Below are 21,943 nucleotides of genomic sequence, written 5' to 3'. Positions count from 1 at the left end.
GCGTGCGAAGGGCCGGCCGGGGCCGGGGCCGGCGTCAGGACTTCGCGTCGGCCTGCTTCATGGAGCTGACCGCTTCGGCGATCGTGCCGCTGTACAGGCCCAGCTTCGGGTCGAGGACCTTCACGTCGGGGCCGAGCGGGAAGTTGAGCTGCTCCGCGTTGGGCATGTGGTCGCCGTCGGCCAGCACGTTCAGCTCGTTGATCCAGGTCAGGGCACCGTCCGCGCCACTCGGGTTGAGGTCGATCACCGCGATGGCGGCGGTCTTCGGCTTGACCGGGTAGCCGGGGGCGCCGCCCAGGCCGCTCGGGACCAGCGGAGTGACGTCACCACTGTGGTCCTGGGCGCTCGCGCTGCCCAGGCTGACCCGCGGGAAGTAGCTCAGACCGCAGGCGTTCGGGCCGGTGTTGTTGACCTCGATCACCTGCTGGGTGGCCGAGCCCTCACGTGCGTACACACGCACCGACAGGTCGTCGCTCTTGCACGGGTGCTTGTAGGCGTAACTGTCGCTGGTGTTGCCGCCGGTGGCCGTGCCGGTCTTGGTGGCGCCGCTCTGGGACGTGCCCGTGTCGGAGGTGACCTTCTTCGCGGATCCGCCGGTCGTGGCGGAGTCCGGGGAGGTGGAGGAATCGCCGGAGCCGGACTGCTGCGAGGCGCCCGCCGAGGCGGCGCTCTTCGCGGCGTTGTCCGCCGGGCCGGCCGACTTGGTGCCGCCGCCGTCCCCACCGCAGGCGGTGAGGGCCAGGGCAAGTACGGCGGTGACTGCTGCGCCGAGGGCGGCGGTGCGCTTGCGGGAGTGGATCGTACGCATGTGAATTCCCCGAGTGTGTGGCGGTCGAGTGTGGCGGTGCTGCCGAGGCCCGGAACTTGCGGCGAACCGCTCCCCCTCCTGACCTGCTGACATGTGAAGCTTCCCGCCCGCCGCTCATGTTCTGCTAACGCCTCCCTGACGTCCTGCTGACGTCACCGGAATCGGCGCACAACCCCCCGCCCGGTCCCGTCCCGCCACCCCCTCAGACGAACCGGGAGCTCGGGACCGGTCCGGGGGCGTCGACACGGTCCCGGGGCGCTGTGCCCCAGCCCGCGGCGGTGGCGGCGACGAACGCGCCGAACACCGCATCGCCGTCCGGCGGGGTCTCGCCGTCGCCGGCGTCGGGAGTACCGTCCGCCCGCACGATCTCGGCGGCGATCTCGTGCTCCGGGCGGTCGTCGGGAGGGGACTGCTCCACGCCGTTGTCGCCCATCCGCATGGTCGCGCCCCAGGGCTCGACGACGGTCTGGACCAGGAACGTACTGACATCCGCGGTCGCGACCGGCGGGTTCGTCCAGCAGGTCGCGTGCTCGAGGAGGAGCTGCCCGGCCGGGCGCCGCCGCAGGGTGACGGCCACGTCCGGCTCGACCGCGTTGATGTCGTACGCGACGACAAGGGTGTCCGTTCGCTGCGGGTCGTACGGCTCGGCGGGCAGTTCCAGCAGCTGCGCGGCGGCCAGGCCGAGAATGCGGTCGCTCCGGCCGGGCAGCAGGGAGACGGAGCGGGGTGCGCGCCCTGTGGTGCGCAGGACGAGTGCGAGCCGGTCGAGGCCGTGCCGGCACAGTTCGACGGTGTCCCCCAGGTACGCGTACCGGCCGGTCATCGCGGAGTCGAAGCCGTACGGGGAGAGCACGGCCAGGTATCCGCCGGTGAGGGCGTAGTGCCAGCCGCGCAGATCCCGGTGGTCGAGCGGGCCCGCCTGCGCGGCGCCCCCGGCCCTGCGCAGCATGTGGCCGACGCGGCCGTGTGCCCACTCCCACTTCGCGTCGTCGGGTGCCGGCAGCAGGCCGAAGGCGTGCCGGGCCCCGGAGAGGTCCCCCGCCAGGAGCGCGTTGTGGACGAGGAGGTACCGCTCGGGCCAGGCGGGGAGCTCGTCGCCGGCGGCGGCGAGTACGGTCACCGCCTCCGCGTTGCGGTTCTCGCGCTCCAGCGCGGACACCAGTTCGGCCCGTACCGCGCGGGAACCGGGCAGTTGGCGCAGGGCGTCGCGCAGGGCGGGAACGGCGAGGAAGGCGAGGTCGTGCTCCACACAGGCGTAGCCGAAGTCGTAGAGCTCCTGTGGCCGGCCGGGCTTCCTGGCCAGGGACTTGGCCGCCCCGGCGAGGTCGTCGACGCCGGCGGTGGTGGCGAGCCGGTGCACGAGCTTCGCCAGGTCCTTGAGCGGTGCCGTGTCGGCGAGGGGGCGCAGGGCCCGTACGGTTCCGGGGACATCCCCGGCATCCAGGAGCTCAGCCGCTCCCGCGAGTTCAGTTGTCATCGCGGGAGATGATGGGCGAGCGGGGGTCGGGGGCGCAACGTGTTTCTTCGCCGGCCGCCTCGACCGGGGCGGGATGGGGCGCCGCAGTCGGGGTGCGAGTGTGGCCCACGTCACCCGTGACTTCCGCGGTGTGATCACCGTTAGATGTGATGTGCCCAAGCCTGCCTTTTCGGACGAGACCGCCGCTGTGCCGCCTCCGCCCCCCGCACCCCAGCCCTTTCTGCTGACGCCGAGACAGGGGGAAGCGGCGCGCGAGCTCCTCTCGTACGTGAGCCGACTGCCGCTGACCACCGTCGATGCGCAGCTCCTCGCCGTCGTGGTGGCGATCCGGGCGGCACGGGCCGGCATCGGGAACCTCACGGGCACGGACCTGCGGTCGCTGCGGCTGGACGATCCGGAGCGGGCGGTGGGCGAACTGGCCGCCGCCGGATGGCAGGTGCCCGACTCGCTGCTCAACGGGGATCCGGACAAGCCGGCCGCGATCATCGTGCCGGAGATGGCGCCGGGCCCGGACCACGTGCTGCCCCTGGGCAAGGGCACGCGGTCGAAGGTCTCGGGATGGGCCATGCGTACGCGTATGGCCAAGCCCGTGAAGAAGGCATCGCCGGCCGCGCGGCTCGCGGCGTTGTTCCTGGCCGCGTACTGCACCGACGAACTCCTCGGCGAGGCACCCGACGAGCTGCCCGTCGCCTGCTACCCGGCCGTGCCCGTCCTCATCGAGAAGGGGTTCCTGGCCGAGATCTCCGGACGGACCTACCGTCTGGGCCCCGCGGTCCGGCACCTCGCCGGCATCTTCCGTACCCCCGAGGAGGTCGCGGAGCTCGCGGCCGAGGAGGCGACGCGCAGGGCGGCGCGGGAAGCGGCGGCCGCCGCCGAACTCGAGGAGGTCACCCCGGCCCAGTGGGCGGAGTGGAAGTCCGGGGTCAGTCCGGCGTTGCTGCGGCACGTGGAGGCCGTGGAGCAGTGCACGCTGTGCCGGCCTTCCTTCGGGCGCGTCGCGAAGGCGTTCATGTCCGCACCCTCGCCCGTTCCCGCGCCCCGGCCCGACGGGGGCGCCCACGGCACGTGGAGGGAAGCGCACCCGGAGTGCGGCCGGGAGGCGGCCGAGTTCACGGTGGCCTTCCGTACGGAGCACGGTCACGGGCCTTCGTACGGGCAGTTGTGCAAGGGGCTGGGCTGGAAGAAGCTCTCACGCTCGGTGCGCGGCCTCGTAGTGAGCGGGATCGTTGCCGACGGCTGGCTGACCGAGACGTCTCCGGTGCCGTGGACCCTGCGCCCGGGGAAGGCCGCCCAGGCACGGGGGATCGTGCTTCCGGGGCAGTCGGGGCAGTCGGGGCAGTCGGCGAAGGCTCGTAGTACGCGCTGAGTCGCGCGGGGTTCAGGAACCCGGCGGCGTGTGTGGGCCTTCGGCGGCTGCCGGGGGAGTGCCCGCGGTCGTGCCCTCGTCCGCTTGACCGCCTGCGTCGCCGCGCGCGGACAGGACCAGCGTCGCGGCGATGAGGAGCGCCGTGATGATGCCGGTCACGAGGACCGGGGACGGCGCGAACGTGGCGGCCAGGATGGCGAGGACCGCGACGGGGTGGAGGACGTCGGCCGCGCGGCGCAGGCCGCCGGTGCGGTGGTGCAACAGCCATACGAGGGTCACGAAGACGGCGACCGGGATCGTGTAGACCGCTGCTGCGGACCGGTCGGAGAGGTGTCCGTGGCCGGTCGTGTGTGCCACGTTGACCGCGAGACCGGCGCCGACCGCGGCCGCGGACGCGAAGACCAGGTAGTGGCCGTAGCCCCACAGAAGTGCCATGCGCAGGGTGTTGAGCCGGTCGTGCACGCGCGCGCTCCGCGCGAAGTAGAGCCACCACAGGGCGAAGACCGTCAGGATGCCCCCGACGACCAGGGCGGCGAGGTCGCCGAGTGCCGTGTGGGAGTCGAGTGCGGCGTGCACGGCTCCGGTGGCGGCGGTGATCGACTCGCCCAGCACGATCAGGGTGAACAGGCCGTACCGTTCGGCGATGTGGTGCGGGTGCCAGGTGGTGGTGGCCGAGCGTTCCGCCCAGGCGGGTACGGCGATCTCGGCCAGGACCAGAAGGCCGAAGGTGGCGAGGCCGGTGTCCTCGGGCAGTGCCAGGCGTACGACCCAGCCGATCTGCACGACGAAGATCCCCACGGCGTAACGCAGGCACGTGGAGCGCCGCTCCGGGTCGGAACGGGCGGCACGCAGCCACTGGGTGACCATGGCGAGCCGCATGATCACGTAGCCCCAGGTGATGACCGTGAAGTCCTCGTGCTGCAGCGCCTGTGACGCCCCGGCGGCGAGGACGAGGGCGCCGGTGATCTGGACGAGGGTGAGCAGCCGGTAGGGAACGTCGTCGGTGTCGTAGGCGGAGGCGAACCAGGTGAAGTTCATCCAGGCCCACCAGATCGCGAAGAACACCATCGCGTAGCCGAGGACGCCGTGGCCGATGTGTCCCCCCGCGAGTTCGTGCTCGAACGCCGTCGCCGCCTGGGCCACGGCCGTGACGAAGCAGAGGTCGAAGAACAGCTCCAGCATGGTCGCGGTGCGGTGCTGTTCGTCGGACAGGCGGGCGACCATGGGCCGGTGCCAGGAGGCGGGGGAGAGCGGGGAGGGTTGCGAAAGGCTCATGGGGGCGCATTCTTCCCGTTCCGCCGTCCGGCCGGACGGCACGGGGCGCCCGGCTTCGCATCGCGGTCTCGTGGTACGGCCCGCAGTGCGCGGTGCGTTGCCGCGATGTGCCGCTGGAGCGCGGCCGGCCTGTGACCTGTCCACCGTTCGACGGGCCGCCGCCGAGCGCCACTGAACGACGGTGCGGACAGGGCAGGGCCGGGTTCGCCGCTGTCGCTTGTAACCGTCACTGATACGCGGTCAGGACGGGTTCACCGTCGCGTCACAAGGGTTCATGTTGTGCCACAAGGGTCCGAGTGACCTTCACGGCGTGCCAGGGCGGTGGCTAGCGTCCGTCTTCATGGTCACCGGGTGAGGGTTACGGGGGCCGCCACGGGGGGCCACGGGGGCTACGTGGGGTCGCGAACCGGGCGATCGTCGTGAGCATGGCTCACTCGGTCGATGCCGCGGCCTCACGGGCAGCCGGCGGAGCGGAAGCCCGGGCCGCTCATGGCCCGGTCCCGATGAGAAGTCCGACGAGAAGCCCGATGAGAAGTCCGAACAGAAGGGAGGCACGTACATGCGTGCCATTTCGCGCAGACTGCAGGTCCTGGTCACGGCCACGGCTGTGACCGCAGCCTCGCTCTCGCTTGCCGTCGCCACGGGTTCCTCCGCGCAGGCGGCCGTCGCGGCGTGCAACACCACCTCACTGCGATACACCGGGAACTACGAGTACGTCAGGGTGCCGGCGCGGTCGGGTAGTGGTGTCAGCTGCAATCTGAAGCTGGGGACGGGTTCCACGTCCGCGGTGAAGGCTCTGCAGGACACGATCGTGACCTGCTACTCCTCGAGCGCGGCTGCCAGGCTGATCCAGAACAGCGGCGGCATCGACGGCTCTTACGGAGCGGGCACGGTGAAGGCCGTCAAGTCCCTCCAGAAGTATCAGCTGCACTTCACGGGGAGCAACGTCGACGGCGTCTTCGGGCCGAAGACGCGGAGCGCCATGATGTGGCAGGTGCGTGGGGACAAGGGGGCGCCGTTCTATCCCTGGATGTGCAAGAACCCGACCCAGGTGTGACGAGCGCCGGAGCCCGGCCGGCCCCCGCGCGAGACGTCGCGCGGGGGCCGGCCGGGCAGATCGGGGCTTGATGCGCGGTCCTCTTCGGCGAGGAGGCGCAGCGTCACCCGCGGCAGGCGGTCTCAGCAGGGGAAGGAGCCGCTGTAGAGGGCGTGTCCGTAGGAGGAGCTACCGGCACCGAAGCCGTAGACACCGTCGTCGCTCCAGACCGCTTCGCGGAAGCCGTTGACGCAGGTCGAGGCCGGTGCGAGCGCGAAGCCCTCCAGGTTGTCGGTCGGCATGACGGCCGGGTTCTTGTAGGTCACGTCCGGAACGAGCGCTCCGGACGCGTTGACCTTCATGAACGTGTGGGTCTCACCGCAGGTGTTGTCGCAGGTCGCGACGAGACGCTGGGTGCCGCTGTCGAACGTCACGTCCATCACGGAGGCCTTGCCGGTCGGGATGGAGCCGAACGTCGTGTACGTGCCGTCCGAGTTCAGGCCGTAGACGTGGAGCGAGCCGTCCCACTCCAGGCCGGCGAAGAACAGGCCCGCCCCGTGCAGCGGGTAACTCGCGGGGTCGTAGGCCGTGCCGGTGCGCGGGTCGGTCCAGCCGCTCGCCGTCAGCCAGCTGTCCGGCACGTACCCGACGCCCTCGAAGCCCAGGTTGGCGTCGTCCTTGCTGCCGGTGTCGAGCTGCGGGAACTGGGAGGTCATGTCCCACTGGTGCACCGGCGTCAGCGTCGATGCGGTCGACGCCGGGTCGAACTCCATGATCGTGTCCTTGGGCGCCTTGTTGTCGGCGTTGTCGCGCTCGGAGGTCACGTAGATGTGTCCGTTGCCGCCGACCGTCAGGCCCTCGGAGTCCGGTTCGCCGGAGCCGCCCGTGAAGCGGATCTGCTTGCCGGTCGCGCTCCACGTCGCGTCGGGGATCCACTTGCCGTTGCTCTTGACCAGCTTGTACAGCCAGTTCTTGTTCTTGACGGCCCAGAGCACCGACGGGTGCGCCGGGTCGAACGCCAGGCCGCTCAGGTCCCGGCCTTCGGTGCCGGTGGATGTGGTGAACGCGCAGACGTTGTCGGCGATCGTGACGTCCGGCCCGCCGGGCCAGGTCAGGGCGCCGCTCGGGACGGAGCCCGTGCCGCTGGGCGCCTCGGGGGTGCAGCCGCTGGTCAGCGAACCGCCGCCGCCCAGCAGCTCACCGGTCTCGGGGTCGCCGTCGCCGCCGTCGTCACCGCCGCCGGTGCTGCCCGAGCAGGAGTTCTGGGCACCGGGGGTGGCGGTCACGGCCGTCCGGAAGCTTCCGGTGCCGTTGGTGCAGCGCTCGTACGACGGCTTGGCGCCGCCGGTCGCCCAGGTCGCCGAGTCGATGCTGTTGCCGCTGCCGTCGACGAGGAACACCGAGTCGTTGTCGCCCAGCCCGATGGTGGAACCGAACGTGAGGTAGCCACCCGCCGGGATGCTCGTCGCGCTGGGTGAGGAGGACGAGACCGACGCCGGGGAGTGGGAGGTGTCACCGTCGGCGTACTTCCACCCCGCGACGCTGATCGCGCTCGTTCCGCCGTTGTACAGCTCCACGGTGTCGGGGCTGTTGGAGGAGACCTCGTTGACGCGGACGCGGCTGGCCGCCGGGACCGACGACGGGCAGCCCGCCGTGTTCGGGGCGCCGAAGGTGGACGACGACGCCGCGGTCACCCACGCCCCGGTGCCATCGCCGCCGCAGCGAGCCATGGCCGGCTTCGCCCGGCCGGTCGCCCACTCGACGCGGTCGACCACCGTGCCACCGGACGTGTAGATCACCAGCTTGTCCGCATCGCCCAGGCCCTTGGGCGAGTCGAAGGTGACGAAGCCACCGGCCGGGATGGTGCTGGAGGAAGGGCTGAACGACTGCGGCGAGAAGCTGTCGTCGGACATCTTCCAGCCGCTGATGCTCACGGCGGCCGAGCCGGCGTTGTACAGCTCCACTGTGTCGTTGCCCGACGAAGTGAGCTCGTTGACACGGACGTTTGCATAGCCGTCCGGGTCCGCGGCGGAGGCGGCGGTGGCCGCGGTTGAGGCCGTGCTCGCGGCCGCGGTCCGAGCGGTCGCCATTCCGGTGAGCAGCAGTCCGGACAGTGTCAGCGCAGTGGCGCATGCGGAGGCGACGCCGGCGCGCGCGTATGAGGAGGTAGGCACGAGCACACTCTGGGGACGCGATCTTGAAACGGCGTGTACTCCAGCTGAACGCCGCCTGCTGGCCTCCGGAACGCCAGGGCTCGCCTCGGTGCGCCGCCGGCCGCGATTCCCGGCTGAGGTGGGGATGCCGTGCCCGGTCCACCGTGCCCGGTCCACCGTTCGGGTGATCTGCGCCGGGCGGGATCGGGGCGGGGAGGTCCGAGGAGGGCCGGGAGAGCGGGGGTCGGCCCTCTGCCGGGCGCCTGGTGCCCGGCGTGTCGCGGCGTCCCTGTTTGGCACAGTTCCGCTCCACGATCAAGGAACGGGCGAGCGGGGCGAACGGGGTGAACGGGATGCAGAGGCTGAGTGATCTGGCGGGCGGAGAGGGCGGCTCGGCCGGTGGGGACCAGCTGCGGCACAGCGAAGCGGCGTGGCTGCGGGCTGCCGGGGGTGCGGAGGGGATGGGGGCGCATCTCGGCCCGGTGAGGACGGAGCTGGCCACCGCGCACGAGGGATTGCTCGCGGGGACGGCCGGCCTGAGTGCGCTGGCCGAACTGGGTTCCGTACGCGAGTCGTGGGAGCGGCGCTTCGAGACGGCGCGCCGTGAGTGCGGCGCGCTGGCCGGCAACCTTCGTGCGGTCGCCCGGGCCCAGGGCGAGACGAACGAGACGGTGAAGTCGTCCTTCGCGCCCGTGGCGAGGCGGACACGAGGGGTCGAGCGATGACGGCGGGGACTTCCGGGCTGACCTGGGCGCAGTTACGGGACCTGAACTGCTCCGAGCTGGAAGGTGCGGCCGACGGTTGGGGCAGGGCGAGCAATCGGGCCGACGCCGGGCGGGACCGGATCGAGAAGCAGCTGCTGAACGGTTTGCGCGAGACGCAGCAGGGCGCGGCGGCGGACGCGGCGGTGGGCCGGCTGCGGCAGCTGAGCCGGAACCTTCAGTACGTGTACACGGAGTGCGGTCTCGTCCGTACGACGCTGAACAGCCTCGCGTACGAGATGAAGGCTCAGCAACGGGTGCTGCGGGAGGCCTTGGAGGATGCGCAGGCGCTGAGGTTCACGGTGCATCCGGATGGGTCGGTGACGTATCCGGAGGCGGGGGAGGGCCTGGTCGACGGGGCGCCGTTGGCAGGCGGAACGGCGTCGGCGAAGGGTGCGCCGGGGTTGCTGCCGCCGTCGGGGCTGGTGGCCCCGAACCCTCACACGGCCAAGGCGCAGGACATTGCGGACCGGGTCGCGAAGGCGGTGCGGACGGCGGCCGAGGTCGACTGGCGGTTCGCCAGGATCCTGCGGAAGCTGAAGGCCGAGGAGGGCCTGAAGGTCCCGGACCGGACGTGGACGGACGCGGCGGGCGACGCGGCGGTGGTCCGGGACGTGGCCGGGGGCTACCTGAGGTCGGGCATCCCGTACGACGCGAGCCCGGCGGCGCGGCGGGAGTGGTGGGCGCGCCTGACGGACGAACAGCGCGAGGAGTACCTCGCGGTGTACCCGGACCAGATCGGCAACCTGGACGGCATCCCGGCCCTGATCCGCGACACGGCGAACCGCGACAACCTGCAGCTGCTGATCGGCAAGCTGGAGGGGCGGGACGGGGAGCGGGCGGAGACGCAGCTGGCGGGGCTGCGGGAGATTGATCGGCAGTTGCAGGCGGGACGGCGACCTGGCGAGCCGCCTATGTACTTGTTGGGCATTGGAGATGAGGGCAACGGGCGGGCAATTGTTTCGTTTGGTAATCCTGATGAGGCAAAGAACGTCGCAACGTACGTTCCGGGCCTGAATACTTCGCTGGACAAAGAGTTTGCGGAGGGTGATTTGAAGCGCGCACGCGACACGGCGATTGGTGCTCGATACTACGATTCCTCGAGTGCTGCGATTGTGTGGCTTGGATACGATGCGCCTCAGTCGCCGGATGGATGGGACGGTCTCGATGTTATGGGAGATAGTCGCGCCGAGGAAGGTGGAAGATCCTTCCGGCAGTTCATGAGCGGATTGTCGGCCACGAATGAGAATAGTGACCCTCATATGACCGCGATCGGTCACTCTTACGGTTCTCGGACCGTAGGCGCTGCTACGCAGCATGCGGGAGGCATCCCAGGGGTTGACGACATTGTCCTGGTGGGCAGTCCTGGGGTCGGTGTAGATCGTGCAGAGGATCTCGGGGTAGGTAAGGATCACGTTTTCGTCGGGGCTGCAGAGAACGATGTCGTGACCAAGTTGCCATCGAAGCAACAGAGTGCAGTAGGGGTTGCCGTATTGGCTGCTACAGGGCCTGTCGGTGCGCATCTTCTTGGTGAGGCCGCAGACCAGGATGATGACGACCTCTGGTTCGGCCGGGATCCTGCTAGTAAATCCTTTGGTGCGCGACGTTTTCAGGTTGATGAGGGGCCAAAATTGATCAGCTCGGACGGAGCTTCGATTGATGCTCACTCTCGTTACTTCGATCCGCATAGAGATTCGGTATCGGCGAATAACATCGCACTTGTTTCTGCGGGGCGCCCCGAGAAAATCAAGACCGAGGAGCATCGGTGAAGGGTAAGTTCGGCAGGGCTGCCATCGTGTTGATCTCGTGTGCGTTGACCGCCTCGTGTGCAAGTGCCGGCAACGAGTCGAGTGAGAGGAGTGAGGCTCACATGGACATGCAAGAGGCTGCTGAGCATGCTGACGGCATTCTTGATGCTGTATTCGAAGAGATTCAACCGGGAGTCCAGTGGGTTCATGGTCCGACAACAACGGGTACTTGCGACGTAACCCGTAGGCGGGTTGTGATGACTATCGTTTCTGCCGAGCGCCGCGGAAGCCTCCTGGGGCTAGTTGACCGGTTCTGGCGGAGCAGCCACTACAGGATCAAGGCAGTCAACGATGATCTGGAGGTGCCAGCGATCTTTGCTCAGACGAAAGAGGGATTTGGAGTGAGTCTGATCGTTGGAGGGGCAGGGCAATTCTTCTTCGAGGTGGACAGTCCATGCGTCCGCGAGGCGGAGGTGGCTGACCCGGTTACCAAGCCGAGCGGGCCGAGTTACGCGGGGGCCGAAGTGATCCCCCGCCCCAACGTCCACTCCGACTTCTGGTCCACCGGCGCATCCTGATGGCCCATCAGTGACCCCGATGACTCGTACACACCGTCGAAAACGCCCATGAACCCCTCCCCGATGGGGGATGGTTGAGGGGTGCGGAAATACTGGATGGCAGGTGGGATCGGCGTCGGCGCAGCCATGCTCTTCGTGGCGCTGCTCGTCGTCGGTACGTACTCCGCCGCCGCCGGCCTCATGGGCGGCGGGGGTGGGGCCGTGGCGTTGGCCAAGGGGGCTGTGCCGGCCAAGTACCAGCCTCTTGTGCAGAAGTGGGGCAACCTCTGCCCCGCCATCAACCCGGCGCTCCTCGCCGCCCAGCTCTACCAGGAGAGCGGCTGGAATCCGCGTGCGCAGAGTCCGGCCGCCGCTCAGGGCATCGCGCAGTTCATCCCGGGGACCTGGGCCTCGCACGGGCTCGACGGGGACAACGACGGGGACCGGGACGTTTGGGATCCCGCCGATGCGATCCCGTCCGCCGCCTCGTACGACTGCGAGCTCGCCGGGTACGTGAAGAAGGTTCCCGGGGACCCCACCGACAACATGCTCGCCGCCTACAACGCAGGGGCGTACCGGGTCATCAAGTCCGGCGGGGTCCCCGCCATCACGGAGACGCAGAACTACGTCAAGATCATCCGGACCCTGGAGAAGAGTTTCGCCCGGCCCGTCGGGCGGGTGCAGCCGTCTCAGCAGGCGGCGGGTGCCATCTACTTCGCGCAGAAGAAGCTCGGTACGAAGTACCTGTGGGGTGGCAACGGCACCCCGGAGCAGGGCGGCCGGTTCGACTGTTCGGGGCTGACCCAGGCCGCGTACCGGACCGTCGACATCGAGCTGCCACGCGTGGCGAACGACCAGTACAACGCCGGGCCGCACCCCTCGCGCGACGAGCTGCTCCCCGGGGACCTGGTGTTCTTCTCCGACGACCTGGCCAACTCGCGGGCCATTCACCACGTCGGCCTGTACGTGGGAGGCGGGTACATGATCAATGCCCCGTACACCGGTGCCGTCATCCGGTTCGACAAGATCGACACGCCCGACTACTTCGGTGCGACCCGCGTCACCAAGGACGGTGCCGCGGCCCTTCCGACCGCGCAGCCGGCGGCCTGACGTGGGGGCGTCGGTGGCCGGAACTCTCTGTGAAGCCTGGGCCCTGAGCTGCGACGATGAGTCACTCTTCGATAACGTCATGGTGATCATTCGGTAGAGAGTGGAACGTACGCACGGGACGCGTCGTTCTCTGAATGGACCGGGGCCGCAGCCACTGACCTAGCGTCGCCCCGACGCACGTAAGTGACCGAACCGAATACGGGGGTTCGTCATAGCGGCGCACATGGGTGTGTGCCGCAGCAGCAGACAAGGCAAGGGGCCGCGGCAGATGGCTGGACTCGCACTGGATGGGTCGAACCCCGATGTCAGCCTGCTCTACGACATCAACGGGCTCGCGAAGTCCGCTCCGACCTGGTTCGACCGGGTCATGGAGTTCGTCGGTGAGTACGGGATCATGCTCGGCATGGTCCTGGTGGTCCTGTGGTGCTGGTGGAGTGTCCGCCGGCGCGGCACGGCCGAGGACTCGGTGAGCGCGGTCGCCGGGCTCGTCTGGGCGCCGCTCGCCGCCGGGATCGCCCTGCTGATCAACATCCCGATCCGTGGATTCGTGGAACGGCCGCGGCCCTTCAAGGACCACCAGGGGCTCGACGTCCTGGTGGACGGGAAGAACGACTTCTCCTTCGTCAGCGATCACGCCACCATGGCGATGGCACTCGGCGTCGGACTCTTCGTGGCGAACCGCAAGTTCGGCATCGCGGCGATCGCGCTCGCCCTGCTGGAAGGGTTCTGCCGGATCTACATGGGTGTGCACTACCCGACCGACGTGATCGGCGGCTTCGCGCTCGGCACGGCCGCCGCACTGCTCCTCGCGCCGCTCGCCATGATGCTGCTGACGCCCCTGGTGGGTGCCGTCTCACGGTCGGGCCGGCTGGGTTGGCTGGTCAGGTCGCGCAGCCCGCTCTCCGCGGAGGCCGCAGGCAGCGGCGAGGCGCTCGGGATCCCCGAGCCGCGCCCCGGTTCGGGCGGCGGCTCGGAGGGCGAGAAAGGCCTGGCGGCCTAAGGTCTCTCGGTTCGGCCGGTTCGGCCGGTTCGGCCGGCTGGGCTCGCTGGGCCGGTTCGGTCTGGACCGGTCTGGATCAGGCGGGACCTCGCGAGCCCGCATGATCCGAGCGAGGGGCCCGTGGGTGGTCAGCCAGGTGGCCGTACGTCACAGGGACTGCGGGTACGTGAAGAACCCCTCCGGGTCGTACTGCTTCTTCACCTCGCCGAGGCGGGCGAGGGCCGAGCCGTAGTAGGCCTCTCGCCAGTCCGTCAGGGCCGGGTCCGCGTAGTTCTGGTAGGCCGCCCCCGAGGCGTAAGGGCGCAGCGCTGCATGGGTGTCTTTCAGCCACTTCTGCTGAGCGGTGCCGGTCGTTCCCGCGCGCCATGCCCCGATGTACTGGGCGAGCACCCGGGACCCGCGGTGGACGAACGCGGTGGACTGCGGGTCGACCCGGTTGACCGCGCCGCCCAGCGCGGTGAGGGCGACCGAGCCGCCGCCGCCCTGGTCCCCGGGGATCCGGGTGAAGGCCTCGGTCCGGTCGAGCAGGGCCCGGACGCCCTCCGGAGGCAGTGAGCGGTCGTAGAAGTCGGAGGCGGCCGCGTACGTCTCGCGCTGGAGCGAACCCTGCGGGTCGCGGCCCGGTGTGGTGCCGGGCAGGTGGCACTGGGCGTCCGTGATGCCGGAGCAGCCCGCGTACACGAGCATCGCCTCCTGGTAGCTGCGGCGGCGCAGCGAGACGGAGGACGCGGAGGCGCCGATCCGGTCGGCGAGGCGGTCGACGGCGTTCTGCAGGTCGCCGTACGTGCCGAGGCTGAACGCCGACACCGACACCGTCGGGTTGCCGCCGCCAGGGCCCGCCGCGACATGGGCGGCGGACCAGATCTCGTCCGGCTGGTCCGGGCCCCACTCCTGCCAGGCCGTCACCACGTCCCGGGCGCGCGCCCACGGCCAGGACATGTACGCGGCGACGGTCTGCGGGGCCGGGCTGGTGCGGAAGCGGAGTTCGGTGACGACGCCGAAGTTGCCGTTGCCCGCGCCGCGCAGCGCCCAGAACAGGTCGGGGTGGTGCTTGGCGTCGGTGGTGAGCGTCCTGCCGTCGGCGGTGACGAGCGTCGCGCCCGTCAGGCTGTCGCACGTCAGGCCGTACGCGCGCGAGGCGACGCCGTGACCGCCGCCGAGGGTCAGGCCGGCGATGCCGACCGTGGGGCAGGAGCCGCCGGGGATGGTCAGGCCGTGCGCGGCGAGGCCCTGGTAGACGTCGAGGAGGCGGGCTCCCGCGCCGATCGTGCCGTTCCGGTCGACGCGGTTGAGTGACGAGACGTCAACGACCAGCCGTCCGTTGCCGCTCGACCAGCCACCGTAGGAGTGCCCGCCGCTGCGGATGGCGACGGGTACGGAGCTGCGGCGGGCGAACGCCAGGCATTCACGGATGTCCGCCTCGTGCCGGACGTAGGCGACCGCGGCCGGGTTCTGGCTGTCGTAACGGGTGTTGTAGAGCTGACGGGCGGTCGGGTAGGCCGCGTCGTCGGGGCGTACGAGGGAGCCGGCGAGGCTCCTGGCCAGGGCCGGCCAGTCCGCCGGAACGGGCGACGAGGTCTTCGACGGTGCGGCGGGGGACCCGGTCGTGGCCGCGGACGTGGCCGGGGTGGGGCCGGCGGCCGGGGTGCCCGGGCTGGGGCCGTCGCAGGCGGCGGTGGTTGCGGTGAGTACGGCCGCGGCGCCCGCGGTCAGGACGGTGCGCCGGTTCGGCAGGGTCATCGGACCTCCGGAGTGGGGGGAGGGAGGGGCGAGGGGAGGGCCGTGGTCAGGCCGTGGCCGTGCGGTGTTCCTCGGCGTCCGTACGGGCCCGGTCGCGGGAACGGCGGGCGGGGCCCGACCAGCCGCAGCTGCAGCGGGCGGTGCAGAACGAACCGCGTTCGACGGTGGTGGCTTCATGGGCGGACCGGGCCGGTGGAACGGCCGGCGGGACCTCAGCGGTGTGTTGGTCGTACACGCGTCCAAGGTACTGGGCAGGGCCGTCCGGCGGTGAGGGGTGTGCGGGCGGCGTTACGGGGGGCACGGGCGGTCGTTATGCGGAGCGGGTGGGGAGCTCGGGCAGCGGTCGGCGTTGGGGGTTGGCAGGCGATGGTGGTGCAGCAGCAGAGGTCCGGAGGCGGGACGCGCGCTGTGTGCGCCCTCGCGGTCGTGGGCGTGATGGTGGCGGCCGCCGGGTGCGGCGGGGACGGCGGTGACGGGGACCGTGCCGCGGCCGACGCCCGGTCCGGCCCGGGCGGCGTCGCGGCGGTGCGGCGGGCCGCGGCGGTGCTGGCGGGACCGGGGGCCGTGGCCGGGAGCGCCGAGGTGGTCACGTCCATGGAGACGGCGTCCGGCGGTACCCGGGTGACGATCAGGGGCAGGGGGACGTACGACTTCCGTACCCAGTCCGGCCGGCTCAAGGTCGTGCTGCCGCAGGACGCGGCGGGTGAGGACGAGCACCGGCCCATCACGGAACTGCTGGCCCCGGGTGCGCTGTACATGATGAACCGCGGGGCCGGGGTGCCCGCCGACAAGTGGGTCAGGATCGACACGACGGCGCTGGCGGACGGCAACCTGGTGACCGGCGGGGTCACCGACCCGATGGCGGCGGCCGAACTGCTGGGCGGGGTGAGCGCGGTGACGTACGTCGGCGAAACCGACCTGGCCGGGGTCACCGTGCGGCACTACCGGGGAACCACCGACATCGCTCGCGCCGCGCGCCGGGCCTCGGCTGCTTCGCGCGGTGCGCTGACGGCGGCGGCGAACGGGTTCCGGACGGACAGCGTGCCGTTCGACGCGTATCTGGACGAGCAGGGCCGGCTGCGCAAGGTGCGCCACCGGTTCAGCTTCGTCAACGAGGGGCGGACGCGGGAGGTGGTGTCGACGACGCTGCTGTACGGGTTCGGTGTGCGGGTCTCCGTACCGCTGCCGGACGCGCGCGACATCTACACGGGAGAGATCGAACAGGGGCGCGCACCGGGGGGAACGGCGGACGGTTCGTAGGCCGGGCCCGGGCCGTTCCTAGGCATCCGGCGGCGGCGAAATGGTCCGTCCGTGCCATGCGCGGTGTGTGGCGCATTCCCTACCCTGGGAAGTCGGCGACGGCAGTGAGAGGTGAGTGACGTGGTGACGCTCAGCCCGCGGACCGTATCGGACCATGTGGCTCTCGCCGAGATCGAGCTCTGCGGGGAGCTGATGATCGCGGCGTCCGCGGCCATCGGGGAGCGGCTCAGCGCCGACCGGATCGACGAGGTGCTCGATGTGAAGGTGATCACCGAGCGCACCACCGTCCCCCGGCAGGCGGATCACCGGGGTGACGGGGCGGGCGACAGACGCGGGCCGAGGCGCTGAGCAGGTGGGCAGGCGGGTGGGCCGGGGCGCTGATCAGGTGCGCAGCAGGCGGGCGATGGCCTTGGTGGCTTCCTCGACCTTCGCGTCGATCTCCTCGCCGCCCTTGACCGCCGCATCGGCGACGCAGTGGCGCAGGTGCTCCTCCAGCAGCTGGAGCGCGAAGGACTGGAGCGCCTTGGTGGACGCCGACACCTGGGTGAGTATGTCGATGCAGTAGACGTCCTCGTCGACCATGCGCTGCAGGCCGCGGATCTGGCCCTCGATGCGGCGCAGACGCTTGAGGTGCTCGGCCTTCTGGTGGTGGTAGCCGTGTATCCCGCGGTCGTGGTCGGTCACGATCGCTTCGGCGGGAGCCGTGGCGTCGGCCGTGCCCGCGTCGTGCGCCGCGTCGGCCGGCCGATTCGCCTCGGTGGCCTCGGTAGTGGTCATTGCTGCCTCCCGTTTTCCCTTTACCCTGCCGTTTATATACCCCTGGTGGGTATATCCTAACGAATTCAGCTGAAACGTGACCGGGGCCCCGTGCTGATCACTGTGCCTGATGCGCGACACTGAAGAATGCCGGTTAGCCGTGGCCGGATGATGCGCCTAGCATCAGCCTGACCGAATCCAAAGCACCCCGAGGACCCCACGTGCGCTTTCGTCTGACCCCCAGGGAGACGAGCTTCTACGACATGTTCTCCGCATCCGCGGACAACATCGTCACGGGCTCGAAACTCCTGATGGAACTGCTCGGGGCGGATTCTGCCTCCCGAGTCGAGATCGCGGAGCGCATGCGGGCAGCGGAGCACGCGGGGGACGATGCCACCCACGCGATCTTCCACCAGCTGAACTCCTCATTCATTACGCCCTTCGACCGCGAGGACATTTACAACCTCGCCTCGTCGCTCGACGACATCATGGACTTCATGGAGGAGGCCGTCGACCTGGTCGTGCTGTACCAGGTGGACGAGCTCCCGAAGGGTGTCGAGCAGCAGGTCGAGGTACTGGCGCGGGCGGCGGAACTGACTGCCGCGGCCATGCCGAACCTGCGGACCATGGACAACCTCACCGAGTACTGGATCGAGGTCAACCGCCTGGAGAACCAGGCCGACCAGATCCACCGCAAGCTGCTCGCCCAGCTCTTCAACGGCAAGTACGACGCCATAGAGGTGCTGAAGCTGAAGCAGATCGTGGACGTGCTGGAAGAGGCTGCGGACGCGTTCGAGCACGTCGCGAACACGGTGGAGACCATCGCGGTCAAGGAGTCCTGAACCACGTGGACACCTTTGTACTGGTCGTGACCATCGGCGTCGCGCTCGGCTTCACGTACACGAACGGCTTCCACGACTCGGCGAACGCCATCGCCACCTCGGTCTCCACCCGGGCCCTCACCCCCCGTGCGGCCCTGGCGATGGCGGCGGTGATGAACCTCGCCGGCGCGTTCCTCGGCAGCGGGGTCGCCAAGACCGTCAGTGAGGGCCTGATCGCGACGCCCACGGGCGACAAGGGGATGGGAATCCTCTTCGCCGCACTGGTCGGCGCGATCATCTGGAACCTGATCACCTGGTACTTCGGCCTGCCGTCGTCGTCCTCCCATGCCCTGTTCGGCGGAATGGTCGGCGCCGCGCTGGCCGGCGGGACGCTGGTGCACTGGGACGGGGTGCTCGACAAGGTCGTCATCCCGATGTTCATCTCGCCGGTGATCGGCCTGGTGGCCGGCTATCTGGTGATGGTCGCCATCATGTGGATGTTCCGGAAGTCCAACCCGCACAAGGCCAAGCGCGGTTTCCGGATCGCGCAGACGGTCTCGGCCGCGGGCATGGCGCTCGGTCACGGTCTGCAGGACGCGCAGAAGACGATGGGCATCGTGGTGATGGCCCTGGTCATCTCCGGCCACGAGACCTACAGCGACCCGATCCCGGTCTGGGTGAAGCTCGTCTGCGCGCTGATGCTGTCGCTGGGTACGTACGCCGGTGGCTGGCGCATCATGCGTACGCTCGGCCGGAAGATCATCGAGCTGGACCCGCCGCAGGGCTTCGCCGCGGAGACGACGGGCGCCTCGATCATGTTCGGTTCGGCGTTCCTCTTCCACGCGCCGATCTCGACGACGCACGTCATCACCTCGGCGATCATGGGTGTCGGCGCCACGAAGCGGGTCAACGCGGTCCGCTGGGGTGTCGCGAAGAACATCATCCTGGGGTGGTTCATCACGATGCCGGCGGCGGCGCTGGTCGCTGCCGCGAGCTACGGGGTCGTCGTCCTGATGTTCGGCTGACCGCCGCTCCGCACACCGTACGAACGGGTCCGCCCCGCTCTCCTCATGGAGAGCGGGGCGGACCCTTCGCCTTGTGGTGGCACCGCCATGCAGCACCCCAAGGCCGTCTGCGGGAACCCTCAGCCGAAGCGGCCGGAGATGTAGTCCTCCGTGGCCTGGACCGAGGGGTTGGAGAAGATGCGTTCCGTCTCGTCGATCTCGACGAGCTTGCCGGGCATGCCGACCGCCGCGAGGTTGAAGAAGGCCGTACGGTCCGAGACCCGGGCCGCCTGCTGCATGTTGTGCGTCACGATGACGATCGTGAAGCGCTCCTTCAGCTCGCCGATCAGGTCCTCGATCGCGAGGGTGGAGATCGGGTCCAGGGCGGAGCACGGCTCGTCCATCAGCAGGACGTCGGGCTCGACCGCGATGGCGCGGGCGATGCACAGACGCTGCTGCTGGCCGCCGGAGAGACCGGAGCCGGGCTTGTTCAGCCGGTCCTTGACCTCGTTCCACAGGTTCGCGCCCCGCAGCGACTTCTCCACGATGTCGGCCAGGGCGTTCTTGCGGTACGAGCCGTTGAGCCGCAGGCCCGCCGCGACGTTGTCGAAGATCGACATGGTCGGGAACGGGTTCGGGCGCTGGAAGACCATGCCGACCGTGCGGCGCACGGTGACCGGGTCGACGTTCGATCCGTACAGGTTCTCGTCGTCCAGCAGCACCTTGCCCTCGACGCGGCCACCGGGGGTGACCTCGTGCATCCGGTTCAGGGTGCGCAGGAAGGTGGACTTGCCGCAGCCGGACGGGCCGATGAAGGCGGTCACGGAGCGGGGCTCCACGGTCATGGAGATGTCGTCGATCGCCTTGTGGCTGCCGTAGAAGGCGGACAGGCCACTGATGTCGATGCGCTTGGCCATCTGAATCACTGCTTTCTGCTGGCCCTATCGGCCGGTCTTGGGGGCCTTCCAGCGGGCGATGCCGCGGGCCACCAGATTGAGGATCATGACGAAGGCGATCAGGACCAGGGCTGCTGCCCATGCGCGGTCGTAGGACGCGGCCTCACCGATCTTGTACTGCTCGTAGATGTAGAACGGCAGTGACGACTGGGCGCCTTCGAAGGGGTTCGGGTTGATCAGCTGACTGCCGAAGACCAGCAGGATGATCGGCGCGGTCTCGCCCGCGATGCGCGCGATGGCCAGCATGACGCCGGTGGCGATGCCGCCGATCGCGGTCGGCAGGACCACCTTCAGGATGGTGCGCCACTTCGGGATGCCGAGGGCGAGGGAGGCCTCGCGGAGCTCGTTGGGGACGAGCTTCAGCATCTCCTCGGTGGAGCGGACCACGACCGGGATCATCAGGATCGTCAGAGCCAGGGCACCCATCAGGCCGGAGGGCTCAAGTCCCGCGATCAGCATGATCGACAGGATGAACAGACCGGCGACGATGGACGGGATGCCGGTCATCACGTCGACGAAGAAGGTGACGGCCCTGGCCAGCGCGCCCTTGCCGTACTCCACCAGGTAGACCGCGGTGAGCAGGCCGAGCGGGGCGGAGATCAGGGTGGCGATGCCGACCTGCTCCAGGGTGCCGATCAGGGCGTGGTAGACGCCGCCGCTGGCCTCGGGCCCGAGGACACCGGCCATCGAGTGGGTCAGGAAGTAGCCGTCCAGGCGCTCCGAGCCGCGGCTGATGGTCGTCCAGAGCAGCGAGGCCAGCGGGACGACGGCGATCAGGAAGCAGACCCAGACGAGGCTGGTGGCGAGGCGGTCCTTGGCCTGGCGCTTGTTCTCCACGACGCTCGTCGCGACGTACGAGATCGCCAGGAAGAGCAGCGCGGAGATCAGGCCCCACTGCACGCGGCTCTGCCAGCCGGCGGCCAGGCTGATGCCGACGCCGAGGGCGATCGCCACGACGGCAAAGCCGAGCGGGGCCAGGCGGGGCAGGGTCCGGCTGCTCAGGTTGCCGGAGGCCGTGGGCGGCGTGGGCGTCGGGCGTTCCCGGACGCTCGTGGATGCGTGGCTCATGCGTTGGCCCCCGAGTACTCCTTGCGGCGGGCGATGATGAGCCGCGCGGCGCCGTTGACCAGCAGGGTGAGGACGAAGAGGACCAGGCCGGAGGCGATCAGGGCGTCGCGCCCGAACGCGTCGGCCTCGCCGAACTTCGCGGCGATGTTCTGGGCGAACGTCCCGCCGCCCGGGTTGAGCACGTGCAGCGAGATCAGGAAGTTCGGCGACAGGACCGTGGCGACGGCCATCGTCTCGCCGAGCGCACGGCCCAGGCCCAGCATCGAGGCGGAGATGACACCGGAGCGGCCGAAGGGCAGCACCGAGAGGCGGATGACCTCCCAGCGGGTGGCGCCGAGCGCGAGCGCGGCCTCCTCGTTCATCCTCGGGACCTGGAGGAAGACTTCGCGGCTGACACTGGTCACGATCGGCAGGATCATGATCGCGAGCAGGATGCCGACGGTGAAGAGCGAGCGGGCGACGCCTATCTCGGTCTTCTCGAAGACGTACGTCCAGCCGAAGAACTGGTCGAGCCAGAGGTTCAGGCCTTCGAGGTAGGGCACGAGGACGAGCGCGCCCCAGATGCCGTAGACGATGCTGGGCACCGCGGCGAGCAGGTCGATGACGTACGCGATCACGCCGGCGAGCCTGCGCGGCGCGTAGTGCGAGATGAACAGGGCGATGCCGACAGCGATCGGAACCGCGATGACCATCGCGATGATCGAGCTGACGACGGTCCCGAAGAGCAGGACGGCGATGCCGAAGACGGGCGGGTCACCGGCCGGGTTCCAGTCGAACGTGGTGAGGAAGTTGCCCTCGTCCTTGGAGATGGCGATCGCGGCGCGGTAGCTGAGGAACACGGCGATCGACGCCATGAGCACGAGCAGCAGGATGCCGGAGCCGCGGGAGAGGCCCAGGAAGATCCTGTCACCGGCGCGGCCGGTGGACTTGGCGCGGGTGCGCCTGCCCGGCGGGGCCGGTGGGATTTCTGTCTGTGTGGTGGAAACCATGGTCTTTCCGGTCTGTGTGGGGGAGCCCCTCGGGGACTCCCCTGGCGGCGGTGCACCG

21 protein-coding genes are annotated in these 21,943 nt (G+C 69.7%); 11 read left to right on the top strand and 10 right to left on the bottom strand.

Annotated features, from left to right (window positions below; genetic code table 11):
* Positions 1-34 precede the first annotated feature (34 nt).
* The gene (locus ACIQMX_RS06855) at positions 35-808 is read right to left on the bottom strand and encodes a DUF4232 domain-containing protein (protein WP_402475508.1); all 774 of its coding nucleotides are present in this window, start codon (positions 806-808) and stop codon (positions 35-37) included.
* Positions 809-1,010: 202 nt separating this feature from the next.
* Entirely contained in the window at positions 1,011-2,285 is a 1,275-nt protein-coding gene (locus tag ACIQMX_RS06850; RefSeq protein ID WP_402475506.1) for a hypothetical protein, read from the bottom strand.
* Between the two features lie 151 nt (positions 2,286-2,436).
* Between ACIQMX_RS06850 and ACIQMX_RS06845 the strand changes: the two genes are divergently transcribed.
* A complete protein-coding gene (locus ACIQMX_RS06845; protein WP_402475504.1) occupies positions 2,437-3,651 on the top strand; it encodes a hypothetical protein in 1,215 nt (404 codons plus the stop codon).
* 12 nt (positions 3,652-3,663) lie between these two features.
* On the opposite strand, the gene ACIQMX_RS06840 is transcribed toward ACIQMX_RS06845, so the two are convergent.
* Positions 3,664-4,926: a low temperature requirement protein A gene (locus ACIQMX_RS06840; RefSeq protein ID WP_402475503.1), complete on the bottom strand. Its 1,263-nt coding sequence runs from the start codon at positions 4,924-4,926 to the stop codon at positions 3,664-3,666.
* Positions 4,927-5,485: 559 nt separating this feature from the next.
* On the opposite strand from ACIQMX_RS06840, the gene ACIQMX_RS06835 reads away from it, so the two are divergent.
* Positions 5,486-5,983, top strand: a complete 498-nt coding sequence (locus tag ACIQMX_RS06835; protein WP_363073260.1) for a peptidoglycan-binding domain-containing protein — start codon at positions 5,486-5,488, stop codon at positions 5,981-5,983.
* A gap of 122 nt (positions 5,984-6,105) precedes the next feature.
* Here ACIQMX_RS06835 and ACIQMX_RS06830 read toward each other — a convergent pair whose 3' ends face one another.
* Positions 6,106-8,136, bottom strand: a complete 2,031-nt coding sequence (locus ACIQMX_RS06830) for a lamin tail domain-containing protein (protein ID WP_402475502.1) — start codon at positions 8,134-8,136, stop codon at positions 6,106-6,108.
* A gap of 332 nt (positions 8,137-8,468) precedes the next feature.
* Between ACIQMX_RS06830 and ACIQMX_RS06825 the strand changes: the two genes are divergently transcribed.
* The 5 genes from ACIQMX_RS06825 to ACIQMX_RS06805 all read left to right on the top strand — a co-directional run bounded on the left by ACIQMX_RS06825 (position 8,469) and on the right by ACIQMX_RS06805 (position 13,291).
* Positions 8,469-8,840 (top strand): hypothetical protein, encoded by a 372-nt coding sequence (locus ACIQMX_RS06825; RefSeq protein ID WP_402475499.1) that lies wholly within the window; start codon positions 8,469-8,471, stop codon positions 8,838-8,840.
* Positions 8,837-10,645 carry an alpha/beta hydrolase gene (locus tag ACIQMX_RS06820; protein ID WP_402475497.1) on the top strand — a complete coding sequence of 603 codons (1,809 nt, stop codon included), beginning with the start codon at positions 8,837-8,839 and terminating at the stop codon, positions 10,643-10,645. Before ACIQMX_RS06825 ends, ACIQMX_RS06820 begins: the two co-directional genes overlap by 4 nt.
* Positions 10,642-11,202: a hypothetical protein gene (locus ACIQMX_RS06815; protein WP_402475495.1), complete on the top strand. Its 561-nt coding sequence runs from the start codon at positions 10,642-10,644 to the stop codon at positions 11,200-11,202. The genes ACIQMX_RS06820 and ACIQMX_RS06815 overlap by 4 nt, the downstream gene beginning before the upstream one ends.
* Before the next feature lie 96 nt (positions 11,203-11,298).
* Positions 11,299-12,291, top strand: coding sequence for an NlpC/P60 family protein (locus ACIQMX_RS06810; protein WP_402475494.1), 993 nt, complete (start codon positions 11,299-11,301; stop codon positions 12,289-12,291).
* Positions 12,292-12,559: 268 nt separating this feature from the next.
* Entirely contained in the window at positions 12,560-13,291 is a 732-nt protein-coding gene (locus ACIQMX_RS06805) for a phosphatase PAP2 family protein (protein WP_363073250.1), read from the top strand.
* Between the two features lie 147 nt (positions 13,292-13,438).
* Here the strand turns inward: ACIQMX_RS06805 and ACIQMX_RS06800 are convergent, their stop codons facing one another.
* Both ACIQMX_RS06800 and ACIQMX_RS06795 read right to left on the bottom strand, forming a co-directional pair.
* Complete coding sequence (locus ACIQMX_RS06800) at positions 13,439-15,031, bottom strand: FAD-binding oxidoreductase (protein WP_402475489.1); 1,593 nt, start codon at positions 15,029-15,031, stop codon at positions 13,439-13,441.
* Between the two features lie 46 nt (positions 15,032-15,077).
* Positions 15,078-15,266: a hypothetical protein gene (locus ACIQMX_RS06795; RefSeq protein WP_363073246.1), complete on the bottom strand. Its 189-nt coding sequence runs from the start codon at positions 15,264-15,266 to the stop codon at positions 15,078-15,080.
* 131 nt (positions 15,267-15,397) lie between these two features.
* Here ACIQMX_RS06795 and ACIQMX_RS06790 point away from each other — a divergent pair, with 131 nt between their 5' ends.
* A complete protein-coding gene (locus tag ACIQMX_RS06790) occupies positions 15,398-16,291 on the top strand; it encodes a hypothetical protein (protein WP_402475486.1) in 894 nt (297 codons plus the stop codon).
* A 120-nt stretch (positions 16,292-16,411) separates the two neighbouring features.
* On the top strand, positions 16,412-16,639 hold the full coding sequence (locus ACIQMX_RS06785) for a hypothetical protein (protein WP_363073242.1): 228 nt from the start codon (positions 16,412-16,414) through the stop codon (positions 16,637-16,639).
* 33 nt (positions 16,640-16,672) lie between these two features.
* On the opposite strand, the gene ACIQMX_RS06780 is transcribed toward ACIQMX_RS06785, so the two are convergent.
* The gene (locus tag ACIQMX_RS06780) at positions 16,673-17,068 is read right to left on the bottom strand and encodes a metal-sensitive transcriptional regulator (RefSeq protein WP_402475482.1); all 396 of its coding nucleotides are present in this window, start codon (positions 17,066-17,068) and stop codon (positions 16,673-16,675) included.
* Between the two features lie 200 nt (positions 17,069-17,268).
* Here ACIQMX_RS06780 and ACIQMX_RS06775 point away from each other — a divergent pair, with 200 nt between their 5' ends.
* Complete coding sequence (locus ACIQMX_RS06775; protein ID WP_148019498.1) at positions 17,269-17,889, top strand: DUF47 domain-containing protein; 621 nt, start codon at positions 17,269-17,271, stop codon at positions 17,887-17,889.
* Positions 17,890-17,894: 5 nt separating this feature from the next.
* Positions 17,895-18,893, top strand: coding sequence for an inorganic phosphate transporter (locus ACIQMX_RS06770; RefSeq protein WP_363073238.1), 999 nt, complete (start codon positions 17,895-17,897; stop codon positions 18,891-18,893).
* A gap of 119 nt (positions 18,894-19,012) precedes the next feature.
* Here ACIQMX_RS06770 and pstB read toward each other — a convergent pair whose 3' ends face one another.
* Genes pstB through pstC form a run of 3 tightly spaced genes read right to left on the bottom strand, consistent with a single transcriptional unit; the run spans position 19,013 to position 21,885 of the window.
* The gene (gene pstB / locus ACIQMX_RS06765; protein WP_326659443.1) at positions 19,013-19,789 is read right to left on the bottom strand and encodes a phosphate ABC transporter ATP-binding protein PstB; all 777 of its coding nucleotides are present in this window, start codon (positions 19,787-19,789) and stop codon (positions 19,013-19,015) included.
* 24 nt (positions 19,790-19,813) lie between these two features.
* Positions 19,814-20,896, bottom strand: a complete 1,083-nt coding sequence (pstA, locus tag ACIQMX_RS06760) for a phosphate ABC transporter permease PstA (protein WP_363073236.1) — start codon at positions 20,894-20,896, stop codon at positions 19,814-19,816.
* Entirely contained in the window at positions 20,893-21,885 is a 993-nt protein-coding gene (pstC, locus tag ACIQMX_RS06755; RefSeq protein WP_363073234.1) for a phosphate ABC transporter permease subunit PstC, read from the bottom strand. Before pstC ends, pstA begins: the two co-directional genes overlap by 4 nt.
* Between the last annotated feature and the right edge of the window lie 58 nt (positions 21,886-21,943).

The sequence above is a fragment of the Streptomyces sp. NPDC091416 genome, assembly GCF_044756845.1.
Classification (GTDB): domain Bacteria; phylum Actinomycetota; class Actinomycetes; order Streptomycetales; family Streptomycetaceae; genus Streptomyces.
Note: the sequence above shows the minus strand (reverse complement) of the source record. Positions and strands in the feature narration are given on the sequence as shown.

Bases quoted from the DNA above. Each gene is read 5' to 3' on its own strand.
- ACIQMX_RS06855 (WP_402475508.1), bottom strand. From the start codon at position 808: ATGCGTACGATCCACTCCCGCAAGCGCACCGCCGCCCTCGGCGCAGCA.
- ACIQMX_RS06850 (WP_402475506.1), bottom strand. From the start codon at position 2,285: ATGACAACTGAACTCGCGGGAGCGGCTGAGCTCCTGGATGCCGGGGAT.
- ACIQMX_RS06840 (WP_402475503.1), bottom strand. From the start codon at position 4,926: ATGAGCCTTTCGCAACCCTCCCCGCTCTCCCCCGCCTCCTGGCACCGG.
- ACIQMX_RS06835 (WP_363073260.1), top strand. From the start codon at position 5,486: ATGCGTGCCATTTCGCGCAGACTGCAGGTCCTGGTCACGGCCACGGCT.
- ACIQMX_RS06825 (WP_402475499.1), top strand. From the start codon at position 8,469: ATGCAGAGGCTGAGTGATCTGGCGGGCGGAGAGGGCGGCTCGGCCGGT.
- ACIQMX_RS06820 (WP_402475497.1), top strand. From the start codon at position 8,837: ATGACGGCGGGGACTTCCGGGCTGACCTGGGCGCAGTTACGGGACCTG.
- ACIQMX_RS06810 (WP_402475494.1), top strand. From the start codon at position 11,299: ATGGCAGGTGGGATCGGCGTCGGCGCAGCCATGCTCTTCGTGGCGCTG.
- ACIQMX_RS06805 (WP_363073250.1), top strand. From the start codon at position 12,560: ATGGCTGGACTCGCACTGGATGGGTCGAACCCCGATGTCAGCCTGCTC.
- ACIQMX_RS06800 (WP_402475489.1), bottom strand. From the start codon at position 15,031: ATGACCCTGCCGAACCGGCGCACCGTCCTGACCGCGGGCGCCGCGGCC.
- ACIQMX_RS06790 (WP_402475486.1), top strand. From the start codon at position 15,398: ATGGTGGTGCAGCAGCAGAGGTCCGGAGGCGGGACGCGCGCTGTGTGC.
- ACIQMX_RS06780 (WP_402475482.1), bottom strand. From the start codon at position 17,068: ATGACCACTACCGAGGCCACCGAGGCGAATCGGCCGGCCGACGCGGCG.
- pstB (WP_326659443.1), bottom strand. From the start codon at position 19,789: ATGGCCAAGCGCATCGACATCAGTGGCCTGTCCGCCTTCTACGGCAGC.
- pstA (WP_363073236.1), bottom strand. From the start codon at position 20,896: ATGAGCCACGCATCCACGAGCGTCCGGGAACGCCCGACGCCCACGCCG.
- pstC (WP_363073234.1), bottom strand. From the start codon at position 21,885: ATGGTTTCCACCACACAGACAGAAATCCCACCGGCCCCGCCGGGCAGG.